The organism is Vibrio sp. 10N.286.49.B3 (assembly GCF_002873395.1).
In the GTDB taxonomy this organism is placed as follows: Bacteria; Pseudomonadota; Gammaproteobacteria; order Enterobacterales; family Vibrionaceae; genus Vibrio.
The window spans coordinates 1-10,583 of the sequence record NZ_MCUV01000048.1; the positions used below are offsets into that span (position 1 = coordinate 1).

The following is a 10,583-nucleotide window of genomic DNA, read 5'->3' on the forward strand; positions in this document are numbered from 1 at the left end:
TAATTTGATAAAGTAATTAATGGAATTGGTATTAGATCTCAGCGGTCACCACTCGACCATTAAAGTACTCATTGGAAACAATATATTCAGTACTACGTATAAGCTCATCTTGAATTTCTGCCCAATGAGAAGGTTCAACATGCGTATCAGTGTTTGTGAGTGCAGGGATAACACCGCCAACTCGAATATTAAAGGGAGAGAGCTCTTTTGCCCAACTGTGTGTAAACCCTGTGACCATTGATGTCGCATTTTCTACCCCAGAAAGGTTGTGATGATCTTCGTGTGATATCACATTAATAATTACCCCTTTCTTATTATTCAGCAGCATACGCTCGGCTCCGATTTGACCAAAATGAAATAGTCCCTTGGCCATGGTGGCTAACTGATCAATAAAAGGGTGGTTAATGTGGTTTAGATCCCCAGCATTGTTTGATAAAAGCGGCATTGGTGAACTGAGCCAGTTGTTAACTAATACATCTGGGATATCATCAAATTGAAGTTGTGAATAGTCATAAATACGATGAATTGTCTGACTATCGTTGTCTTTTATATGGAAATATTCAATAGGGTTATCTTGAGGTTTACAGTTGTTATATGTGCCTTTCAGGGCCTGTAAGTCAGCATCACAAACTAAAACTTTTGCCCCTAAAGCAATAAAGTGTTGTGCAAGGGTTTGACCTAGCACAGAGCCTGCTGAAGTGATAAGTATGATTGATTGGTTTATTTCCATAATATAAAGCGCAAAGAGCGAAGATCCCGACTAAAAATGTATGCTCTAAGCATGGGTTAAAAAATGACCATTTAGTGTGAAAGGTATCAAAAAACAGCGAGTCGCTCTTTTCAATCATTAAATATGGGTGTCAACTCACACTTGAGGGAGAGATGAGCGGAGGGGGTAGCATTAAATATCGCGGTGAAATGGGTAAAAAAGAGTGGTTATTGCTTAAAAGGATTATTTTACAGTTGCACTTGTATTTGATCTTTACGTTGCGCAGTATTCAGAGCTTCATAAAGTTTTATCGGCATAGGGGTTGTTTTGGCATTACCTGTTATGCGTCGACGTTCGTGCCACGATAAGTTTTGAAAGACTTCTTCTGGGAGATCTGCTGTATTTTCTGGCATAAAAGCGAGAGCCTCAGGGGATAGATAGTGGCTAAGCTTTGAGCTTGATAGACTGGCATCATGAAACAGCTTTGCTTGGTGAGCAGAGCGATCATAGGTTTCATGTGAGGAGCGTAATGCCTGATGTGGGGCAACACCAAATTTAACTCTGAGCTTATCTTCCGTCGTTATGTCATCTTCGATGGTATCTAATGGCGTGGTTTCTCTTACATCATCAGAGAACATAGACATCAGCAAGGCAAAATCAGCACGACGACCTTGTTTGACAGCTTGGCTAATGCCTGCTCCAAACGTCAGTTCGCTAATAATACCTATGTTGTCGATTGATGTGGTTTGCATGATATTCCTCTGTGATTAACCTATTAACGGCAGAGGAGATAAAAACTTGAGGGCTGTGATGCAAAAAACCTGCACAAGAGTACAGGTTTCTACATCAATCAATGAGCACTAAATAAACCCGTATAAGGTTAATTTAGCTGTATCACTTAATTATTGCGCTAAGTTTTCTTCAACGAAAGACCAGTTTACTAGATTCCAAAATGCTGCCATGTAATCAGGGCGAACATTACGGAAGTCGATGTAGTAAGCGTGTTCCCACAAGTCTACTGTCAATAGTGGTGTTACACCATCTTCAGTCAGTGGCGTAGCAGCATTTGATGTGTTAACGATGTCTAGAGAACCATCTGCTTTTTTCACCAACCAAGTCCAAGATGAACCGAAGTTGTTGATCGCTGAATCAGTAAATTTAGCTTGGAATGCTTCAAATGAACCGAATGCTTGATTGATTGCTTCAGCAACCGCGCCTGTTGGTGCACCGCCTGCATTTGGTGCTAAACAGTGCCAGTAGAACGTGTGGTTCCAAATTTGAGCAGCGTTGTTGAACACACCACCCGTTGAAGATTTGATGATTTCTTCTAGAGTTTTACCTTCAAACTCAGTACCAGGAATAAGACCATTTAGCTTAACAACGTAAGTGTTGTGGTGTTTGCCGTGGTGAAAATCTAGAGTTTCAGCTGAGATATGTGGTTCTAGAGCGTCTTTTGCGTAAGGAAGAGCTGGTAGTTCAAATGCCATTGCTCGATTCTCCATGTAGTTGAAAGAGTTATTCTTTCTATAGCTTCCGATAAATTATTAGTATGAGTCGTTATGTACTGCTGACTTAAGGTTTATTTTAGCAAGTTTTTACTTTATTAACAGCAGATACGATAATATTTATCATAAATGTATACTAAGATGCTTTTATGAACAATAACCCTAGTTATTATGTGCTTTTTATTCTCGCCTAATGGGTTAGAATGAAAGGAATGTAATACAGAACATCCATTAAGAGGATACAATGGAAACTATAGATAAAATTAAGCAACAAATTGAAGAAAACACTATCCTTCTATACATGAAGGGTTCTCCTAAGCTTCCTAGCTGTGGTTTCTCTTCTCAAGCATCTCAGGCGCTTATGTCATGTGGTGAGAAATTTGCTTATGTAGATATTCTACAAAACCCAGATATCCGCGCTGAGCTTCCAGCTTACGCTCAATGGCCAACATTCCCACAGTTATGGGTTGAAGGTGAGTTGATTGGTGGCTGTGATATCATTCTTGAAATGTTCCAAAAAGGTGAGCTTAAGCCACTAATTCAAGAAGCCGCAGCAAAAGTTGCTGGTGATGAAGCTTAATCAATCTCTATGCTAATTAGAGATGCAGGGAGCCAATTTGGCTCCTTTTTTTGTTGATGATAGCGTGAATAGATTTCTTATTTACGGTAAAGCTTAGCGATGAAAGTTATGATGAATGTAAAACTTTACTATGTGCATGATCCAATGTGCAGTTGGTGTTGGGGCTATAAGCCTACTCTGGAATTACTTAAACAGCAGTTACCAAGCAGTATTCAATTTGAGTATGTGATGGGCGGGCTTGCGCCTGATTCAGATGTGCCTATGCCCGTTGAGATGCAAGAAAAACTCCAAGCAATTTGGCGTCAGATTGAGACAAAGCTAGGCACAACCTTTAATCATGATTACTGGACGATATGTAAACCAGTAAGAACGACTTACCCTGCTTGCCGTGCCTTAATTGCTGCGGGTTTTCAAAATCATTATGATGAAATGCTTGAGGCGCTGCAGCATGCTTACTACTTACGTGCTATGCCTCCTCATGATGTGAATACGCACCAGAAACTCGCTGAAGAGCTAGGGTTAAATGTGCAGCAGTTTAATAATGATTTGAAAGGAAACCTTGTTGAAGAAGAGTTTTCTGATCAATTGAATTTTTGTCGTAGCATTGAGGTAAACTCTTACCCAAGTTTGGTGCTTGATATCAATGGCTCTATGTACCCAATTGAGCTGGATTACTTGTCAACAGAGCCGACCTTAGCAGCAATACGTGAAAAGATTATTAAAGCGCTAGGCTAAAAATAGCGTTAGATAAGTATAAAAAAGCCTTTAATGCTCTGGGCAATAAAGGCTTTATATTCAAGACTATTTAATAGAGCTTAACGATCAAATTATAATGTCATTGCCGCAATCCAACCGAAGATAATCAGTGGGATGTTGTAGTGCAAGAATGTTGGAACTACCGTTTCCCAAATATGTTCGTGCTGACCATCAGCATTAAGGCCGGAGGTTGGACCTAAGGTTGAATCTGAAGCTGGAGAACCCGCATCACCAAGTGCAGCAGCAGTACCGATAAGCGCAATCGTTGCCATTGGTGAGAAGCCAAAAGCTAATGATAGTGGTACATAGATAGTTGCTAAAATTGGAATGGTTGAGAATGACGAGCCAATTCCCATCGTAACAAGTAAACCGACTACAAGCATAAATAGTGCAGCAACAGGTTTATTATCACCGATATTGGTTGATAAAGAGTGAACTAACGTTTCGACGCCGCCTGTTTCCTTCATCACGGCTGCAAATCCAGCTGCAGCAATCATGATAAAGCCGATCATCGCCATCATGTGCACACCTTTAGTAAACACATCATGAGTTTCTTTCCACGCAATTACGCCGCCAAAAGTGAAGATCATGAAACCGGCTAAAGCACCAATAATCATTGAACCTGTCGATAATTGTACCGTTAGTGCAGCAATAATACCTAAAACAGCTACAAGGATATGCTTGTTATTGATTGTTTTAGTTTCAGTCGTAACAACAGTATGCTCTGTTTCTTTGTATTCTCTTGGTTTACGGTAAGAGAAAAAGACAGCGATAACTAAGCCTGTCAGCATACCTAAGGCAGGTAGCAACATTGCCACAGGAACTTGGCTTGCCGTAATGCCAGTAAGGCCATTATCGTGTAAGTTCTTAAGCAAAATGTTGTGCAGGAAAATGCCACCAAAGCCAATTGGTAGAACCATATATGGCGTAACCAGACCAAAGGTGAGTACACAGGCAACTAAGCGGCGATCAAGCTTTAATCGAGCAAAAACACCTAGTAGTGGTGGAATAAGGATTGGAATGAAGGCGATGTGTACTGGAATAACATTCTGAGATGATATAGTGACCAGAATTAACGCTGATAATACTGCATACTTTAACCCTGTAGTTAGGGTCTGATTCTCTTTTCCATTTAAACGTTTGATAATGCTTTGGGCTAATAGATCAGTAATGCCTGATTTTGAAATAGCAACCGCAAAGGTACCTAGCATTGCATAGCTTAATGCGATAGTAGCACCACCACCAAGACCACTTTCAAATGCGGCAATAGTTGAATTAATATCCATGCCTGCGACTAAGCCGCCCACCATAGCACTGAAGGTTAACGCAACAACTACGTTAACGCGCATCAAAGCTAAGATAAGCATGACACAAACGGAGATAACGACAGGGTTCATATTTTTTCCATAAAATGTTGTGTGTTTGAATCTCACATTGAGTAAGATAATAAAGTTTTACTAGCTATCGGATGTACTTTCGGTTGCTAACGGCCAGCCACCTAAAGCCTTCCATTTATTGACGATACCACAAAAAAGTTCAGCTGTTTTTTGTGTATCGTATAATGCAGAATGGGCTTCTTTATTATCAAATTCCATACCTGCAGTTTTACACGCTTTAGCCAGAACAGTTTGGCCATAAGCTAATCCACTTAATGCCGCGGTATCAAACGTTGCAAAAGGGTGGAAAGGGATACGTTTGATTTTGTTTCGTTCATTTGCAGCATTAACGAAATTGAGATCAAACGTAGCATTGTGTGCGACCATAATAGCACGGCTACAATCAGCAGCTTTTTGGTCTTTTCTAATGAGCTTATAGATTTCTTTTAAAGCTTCTTGCTCACTAACGGCACCACGAAGTGGGCTAAATGGGTCACGAATACCATTAAACTCAAGGGCTTCTTGTTCTAAGTTTGCCCCTTCAAATGGCTCAATGTGAAAATGAATCGTTGAAGCCGGATGAAGATCACCATTTTCATCCATACGCAATGTAATGGCACAGATTTCTAAAAGTGCATCGGTCTTTGCATTGAACCCAGCGGTCTCAACATCGACAACTACTGGTAAATAGCCTCTAAAGCGTTTTTTTAGCGTTAAAGCTTCATTTTCTACAGTCATATTAGCTCAAATTAATGTGATGGGATTGGCATTATTGCAGATTATGGCAGAGATAAAAACTAGAGAAGTTGAATATTAGACAAGGATTTTTTGTTATAATGGCTAGGTTTTTGCATCTATCTTTGACATCTTGCTTACTTCACAACAAAGTGGCAATCCTTCGCCATGTCTACCTTTTAAAGAGATACGCGCCAATATGAATAAGTTGTTTTGTGTCAGTATGCTAGCTATATCGTGCTTGGTCTCACCATTGAGTCAGGCGATGAATAAGCGCTATGTTGCCACACCAATACAATCACAGTGGGATGTGGTTGTTAATACACCATTAGAGTGCCGTCTAGTTCATCCTATCCCTAACTTTGGTGATGCTGAGTTCTCATCCCATGCGAGTAAGAAAATAATTTTAGATTTTGAATTAAAAATGAACCGACCAATGGGCGCAACTCGAAATGTTAGTTTAGTCTCGATGCCACCGCCTTGGCGTCCGGGGGAAAATGCACACCATATTACCAATATGCAGTTTTTTCAGCAGTTTGATGGTTATGTTGGCGGACAAATGGCGTGGAGTCTATTAACTGAGTTAGAGAAGGGGCGTTATCCAACGTTTAGCTATCAGGAGTGGCAAAGTCGAGATCAACGTATTGAAGTGGCTTTATCTTCGGTATTATTTCAAGAAAAGTACAATATCTTCAGTCAGTGCATGAGTAACTTATTGCCTTATAGCTTTGAAGATATCTCTTTTACTATGCTTCATTATGAGCGTAATAGTGACCAATTAAATAAGATTTCACAACAGCGATTAGAAAATATTGCTGAGTATATTCGTTATACGCAAGATATTGATTTAGTGTTGGTTGCGTCTTATACCGATAGTGGAGATGAGGATAGTCAAAATTTATCAGAGCGTCGAGCAGAGTCGTTACGCGATTATTTTTCAGCACTAGGGCTACCAGAAGATCGTATTCAAGTGCAAGGGTATGGAAAGCGTCGACCAATCGCAGATAATCGATCGCCAATTGGCAAAGATAGAAACCGACGAGTAGTCGTTTCTTTAGGTAGAAATCAAATTTAGTAAGCTATTAATCTAATCGTTGTAACGAAAGCGAAATAATGACTATCTCTATCTGGAGAGATAGTCATTATGAAGATGTAGAGGTGTTATCCTTCCAAGCCAGCACTCATTTGCTCAGCTTGAATTAGTTCGATCATGTAACCATCAGGGTCTTTAACAAAGGCGATATGTGTTGAACCACCTTTAACCGGTCCAGCTTCACGAGTGACATTGCCGCCTGCTGCTTTGATTGCATCACATGTTGCGTAAATATCATCAACACCAATAGCAACGTGACCAAAAGCATTACCGTGTTCGTAGCTATCAGTACCCCAGTTGTAGGTTAGCTCAATCACCGCTCCTTGAGATTCATCACCATAGCCAACAAAAGCTAATGTGTATTTGTATTCAGCATTTTCATTCTTACGTAGTAATTCCATACCCATGATGTTGGTATAAAATTCAATGGACTTATCCAAATCACCCACACGTAGCATAGTGTGAAGAACACGACCTAATGACATAATATAGCTCCTAGCAATTAATTATTTATTCGTCAGTTTTTACAAATCTTGTTTGTCAGAGTACTCGCATAAATCTTCGATAATACAGCTGCCGCAACGAGGTTTACGTGCGATACAGGTATAGCGTCCATGTAAAATTAACCAATGGTGTACATCAAGCTTAAATTCTTTTGGTACGACTTTAATCAGCTTTTGTTCAACATCATCAACGGTTTTTCCCATCGCAAATTTAGTGCGGTTGGAAACGCGATAGATGTGTGTATCAACCGCAATGGTTGGCCAGCCAAATGCCGTATTTAATACCACATTGGCGGTTTTACGACCGACACCAGGTAGTGCTTCTAAAGCTTCACGGCTCTCTGGCACTTGGCTGTCGTGTAAGTCGATTAGCATACGGCAAGTTTTTATGACGTTTTCAGCTTTCGAATTAAAGAGCCCAATTGTTTTTATGTACTCTTTTACTCCATCCACACCCAGCTCAAAAATAGCTTCAGGTGTATTCGCAATTGGATAGAGTTTATCCGTCGCTTTATTTACGCTGACATCCGTTGCCTGCGCTGACAGCAAGACAGCAATCAATAACTCAAAGGGAGAGTTCCAGTGTAGTTCTGTCTCTGGCTTTGGGTTGTTCTCTCTTAATCTTTCTAGTATTTCAATGCGTTTTGTCTTGTTCATAATCGTAAAACTGCCCTCTAAATAGGGGATGCTGGGAAATTCAGCGCCGATGAGTTGAGCGGTTAATTAGTAACGCGCACTCTTTCTATTGTTGGCTTGTCTGTACTGGATACTTTTGTTTGACGGCGTTGGTCAATCACATTCTTAAGGGCAATTAATAAACCGACCCCAATGAAGGCCCCTGGTGGTAGCAGAGCAAGTAAAAAGCTATTATCAAAGTGAAATATTTCAATTTTAAGTACCGCAGCCCAATCACCGAGTAATAAATCCGCGCCATCAAATAATGTACCATTACCTATGATTTCACGCATAGCCCCAAGAAGGACTAAAACACCCGTCATACCTAAACCCATCCAAAACCCATCTTGAGCGGCTGGTAACACTTCATTTTTTGATGCAAAAGCTTCAGCGCGACCAATGATGATGCAGTTTGTCACAATCAATGGAATAAAGATGCCAAGTGATTGATATAGACCATAAGCATAAGCATTCATTAGCAGCTGAACACAAGTCACAAGTGCAGCAATGATCATGACAAAAATAGGAATACGCACTTCTTTAGGGACATGATGACGAACCAATGAAACCGTCACATTTGAACCAACAAGTACGAGTAAGGTTGCGATCCCTAGCCCTAATGCATTGGTTAACGTTGATGAAACGGCAAGCAGTGGACACAAGCCTAATAGTTGCACAAGGGCTGGGTTATTATCCCATAAGCCATTCTTAATTAGTGTTTTATGATCACTCATTTGTGCCTCCACAATTTAATGCTTGAGTTAATAGCGTCGCTTGATTTTGATTTACATAGTTAACGGTTTGTTTTACGGCTTTAACGACCGCTCTTGGTGTAATCGTGGCACCGGTAAATTGATCAAACTCACCACCATCTTTACGTACATTCCACTGGGAAAGGTTCGTTTCGTTAACGCGTTTACCGATAAACCCATCAATCCAATCGGTAACTCGAATATCAATTTTATCACCTAACCCTGGTGTTTCCTGGTGGGTAAGTACTCGGGTTCCGGTGATAACGCCATCAATCGTTAAGCCAACGATAATTTTAATGGCACCGTTGTAGCCTCCTGGAGCGATGGCTTCAATGGCGATGGCACTAGGCTTACCATCCATCGTTCCTATGTAAGCCGGCATAGCACTTTCAGTGCCTAACGCTGGATCAGAGACCAGTGTGCAGGCTGCAAACAGTTCGTTATCATGCAAATTTTCAGGGACTACTTGGTTTAGTATTCTTTGCAACTGAGCTTGCTCTTGACGGTGGATTTGGTCGGCAGTTAAATATTGAGTAATAGCAACGACACCCGTAGAAGCACAAGCAAAAATAGCAAGGATAAGACCGTTTTTTCGAATTGCAGTAAACATAAAGATCCTTAGTGGCCGTAAGTGCGAGGCTTGGTGTAGTGATCAATTAATGGAACACACATATTTGCAAGTAATATGGCAAATGCCACACCATCAGGGAACCCTCCCCAACTGCGGATCACAAAGACTAAACTACCAATAAACGCGCCATAGATCAGGCGTCCTTTTACGGTTGTCGCTGCTGAAACCGGATCCGTTGCAATGAAGAACGCCCCAATCATGGTCGCGCCAGAAAATAGGTGAATAATCGGTGATGCCGTTACCCCTGGAGAGATAAGTGCAAACACACCACTAGTTAGAATCAAGCCAGCTAAAAATCCAACAGGAATGTACCATTGAATGATTCTCTGCTTGAGTAAAACAAGCCCGCCAATTAAATAGGCAATATTGACCCACTCCCAACCAATGCCAGCAAAACGACTAAACTGAGGCTGAGTTAATGCTTCCTGCATGGTGTTCCCCGTATGCAGTGACGTTTTTAATGCATCTAAAGGGGTTGCCATGGTAATGCCATCAATGCCGGTTCTTATCTGCTGTAAGGAGAGTCCGTCATTGTTGTAACCGGTAAAAATTAGTGAAAAGGAGTCGATAAAAGAGATGCCATCAACACTGGATGTCACTGGTGATGCCCAACTTGTCATCTGTACAGGGAAAGAGATGAGTAGTACGACATAGCCAACCATTGCTGGATTAAAGAGGTTTTGACCTAAACCGCCATATAAATGCTTAGCAATAATAATGGCAAAAATAAGACCAATAACAATAATCCACCATGGCGAGAAGGGTGGGATAGCAACCGCAAGAAGCCATGCCGTGACGATGGCACTATAGTCCCGTAGCCCTGCTATTGGTGAGCGCTTACGCAGTAAGAAAACCCCAGCCTCTAAGATAACGGCAACAAAAATGGCGAGGACCAATTGAATCAGTGTCCCCCAACCAAAAAAGTAGCTTTGGGCGATTAAGCCAGGCAAAGCACATAGGGCAACCCACTTCATTAGAGTCGGCGTGCTGCGGCGCATATGTACATGTGGTGAGCTAGCAGTAAAAAAAGACACTACTTTGTCTCCTCGTTATTGGATGTGGCTTTATCGAGTTCCGCTTGAGCTTTACGGGCTTTAGCGCGTGCGATGGCAGCGGCAACTGCGGCTTTTTTCGGGTCAACTTCGGTATCAGCCGTTGCTTGTGGCTCGCTAGCGTCTGAAGTTTGTTCACCTGTTGGCGCTGCGTTATCCGTTGCTGCTTTTGCTTTACGGGCTTTAGCACGTGCGATGGCAGCGGCAACTGCGGCT

At 41.4% G+C, this 10,583-nt stretch carries 13 protein-coding genes and 1 pseudogene; 3 read left to right on the plus strand and 11 right to left on the minus strand.

The window, feature by feature from the left end; all coding sequences use genetic code 11:
- Nucleotides 1-31: 31 nt before the first annotated feature.
- From BCU68_RS15495 to sodB, 3 genes are all read right to left on the minus strand, one after another.
- Nucleotides 32-730, minus strand: a complete 699-nt coding sequence (locus tag BCU68_RS15495; RefSeq protein ID WP_102565658.1) for an SDR family oxidoreductase — start codon at nucleotides 728-730, stop codon at nucleotides 32-34.
- A gap of 227 nt (nucleotides 731-957) precedes the next feature.
- Nucleotides 958-1,461: a VC2046/SO_2500 family protein gene (locus BCU68_RS15500; RefSeq protein WP_102565659.1), complete on the minus strand. Its 504-nt coding sequence runs from the start codon at nucleotides 1,459-1,461 to the stop codon at nucleotides 958-960.
- Nucleotides 1,462-1,611: 150 nt separating this feature from the next.
- Complete coding sequence (sodB, locus tag BCU68_RS15505) at nucleotides 1,612-2,196, minus strand: superoxide dismutase [Fe] (RefSeq protein WP_102565660.1); 585 nt, start codon at nucleotides 2,194-2,196, stop codon at nucleotides 1,612-1,614.
- A 262-nt stretch (nucleotides 2,197-2,458) separates the two neighbouring features.
- Between sodB and grxD the strand changes: the two genes are divergently transcribed.
- Entirely contained in the window at nucleotides 2,459-2,794 is a 336-nt protein-coding gene (gene grxD, locus BCU68_RS15510) for a Grx4 family monothiol glutaredoxin (RefSeq protein WP_102565661.1), read from the plus strand.
- A gap of 111 nt (nucleotides 2,795-2,905) precedes the next feature.
- A complete protein-coding gene (locus tag BCU68_RS15515) occupies nucleotides 2,906-3,529 on the plus strand; it encodes a DsbA family protein (RefSeq protein ID WP_102565670.1) in 624 nt (207 codons plus the stop codon).
- Between the two features lie 92 nt (nucleotides 3,530-3,621).
- Here BCU68_RS15515 and BCU68_RS15520 read toward each other — a convergent pair whose 3' ends face one another.
- On the minus strand, nucleotides 3,622-4,947 hold the full coding sequence (locus BCU68_RS15520) for a Na+/H+ antiporter family protein (RefSeq protein WP_102565662.1): 1,326 nt from the start codon (nucleotides 4,945-4,947) through the stop codon (nucleotides 3,622-3,624).
- Between the two features lie 60 nt (nucleotides 4,948-5,007).
- Entirely contained in the window at nucleotides 5,008-5,664 is a 657-nt protein-coding gene (gene rnt, locus BCU68_RS15525; RefSeq protein WP_102565663.1) for a ribonuclease T, read from the minus strand.
- Between the two features lie 220 nt (nucleotides 5,665-5,884).
- Here rnt and BCU68_RS15530 point away from each other — a divergent pair, with 220 nt between their 5' ends.
- Entirely contained in the window at nucleotides 5,885-6,736 is an 852-nt protein-coding gene (locus tag BCU68_RS15530; RefSeq protein ID WP_241901391.1) for an OmpA family protein, read from the plus strand.
- Nucleotides 6,737-6,822: 86 nt separating this feature from the next.
- Here the strand turns inward: BCU68_RS15530 and gloA are convergent, their stop codons facing one another.
- From gloA to BCU68_RS15560, 6 genes and pseudogenes are all read right to left on the minus strand, one after another.
- Nucleotides 6,823-7,239, minus strand: a complete 417-nt coding sequence (gene gloA, locus BCU68_RS15535; RefSeq protein ID WP_102565665.1) for a lactoylglutathione lyase — start codon at nucleotides 7,237-7,239, stop codon at nucleotides 6,823-6,825.
- Between the two features lie 39 nt (nucleotides 7,240-7,278).
- On the minus strand, nucleotides 7,279-7,914 hold the full coding sequence (gene nth, locus BCU68_RS15540; RefSeq protein ID WP_102565666.1) for an endonuclease III: 636 nt from the start codon (nucleotides 7,912-7,914) through the stop codon (nucleotides 7,279-7,281).
- 62 nt (nucleotides 7,915-7,976) lie between these two features.
- Nucleotides 7,977-8,666: an electron transport complex subunit E gene (locus tag BCU68_RS15545; RefSeq protein WP_102565667.1), complete on the minus strand. Its 690-nt coding sequence runs from the start codon at nucleotides 8,664-8,666 to the stop codon at nucleotides 7,977-7,979.
- Complete coding sequence (gene rsxG, locus BCU68_RS15550) at nucleotides 8,659-9,294, minus strand: electron transport complex subunit RsxG (protein WP_102565668.1); 636 nt, start codon at nucleotides 9,292-9,294, stop codon at nucleotides 8,659-8,661. Before rsxG ends, BCU68_RS15545 begins: the two co-directional genes overlap by 8 nt.
- A gap of 8 nt (nucleotides 9,295-9,302) precedes the next feature.
- Complete coding sequence (gene rsxD / locus BCU68_RS15555; protein ID WP_102565669.1) at nucleotides 9,303-10,349, minus strand: electron transport complex subunit RsxD; 1,047 nt, start codon at nucleotides 10,347-10,349, stop codon at nucleotides 9,303-9,305.
- A pseudogene (locus tag BCU68_RS15560) lies at nucleotides 10,349-10,583 on the minus strand (electron transport complex subunit RsxC); the annotation flags it as partial. The gene rsxD and the pseudogene BCU68_RS15560, both read right to left, overlap by 1 nt.

Bases quoted from the DNA above. Each gene is read 5' to 3' on its own strand.
- BCU68_RS15495 (WP_102565658.1), bottom strand. From the start codon at position 730: ATGGAAATAAACCAATCAATCATACTTATCACTTCAGCAGGCTCTGTG.
- BCU68_RS15500 (WP_102565659.1), bottom strand. From the start codon at position 1,461: ATGCAAACCACATCAATCGACAACATAGGTATTATTAGCGAACTGACG.
- sodB (WP_102565660.1), bottom strand. From the start codon at position 2,196: ATGGCATTTGAACTACCAGCTCTTCCTTACGCAAAAGACGCTCTAGAA.
- grxD (WP_102565661.1), top strand. From the start codon at position 2,459: ATGGAAACTATAGATAAAATTAAGCAACAAATTGAAGAAAACACTATC.
- BCU68_RS15515 (WP_102565670.1), top strand. From the start codon at position 2,906: ATGAATGTAAAACTTTACTATGTGCATGATCCAATGTGCAGTTGGTGT.
- BCU68_RS15520 (WP_102565662.1), bottom strand. From the start codon at position 4,947: ATGAACCCTGTCGTTATCTCCGTTTGTGTCATGCTTATCTTAGCTTTG.
- rnt (WP_102565663.1), bottom strand. From the start codon at position 5,664: ATGACTGTAGAAAATGAAGCTTTAACGCTAAAAAAACGCTTTAGAGGC.
- BCU68_RS15530 (WP_241901391.1), top strand. From the start codon at position 5,885: ATGCTAGCTATATCGTGCTTGGTCTCACCATTGAGTCAGGCGATGAAT.
- gloA (WP_102565665.1), bottom strand. From the start codon at position 7,239: ATGTCATTAGGTCGTGTTCTTCACACTATGCTACGTGTGGGTGATTTG.
- nth (WP_102565666.1), bottom strand. From the start codon at position 7,914: ATGAACAAGACAAAACGCATTGAAATACTAGAAAGATTAAGAGAGAAC.
- BCU68_RS15545 (WP_102565667.1), bottom strand. From the start codon at position 8,666: ATGAGTGATCATAAAACACTAATTAAGAATGGCTTATGGGATAATAAC.
- rsxG (WP_102565668.1), bottom strand. From the start codon at position 9,294: ATGTTTACTGCAATTCGAAAAAACGGTCTTATCCTTGCTATTTTTGCT.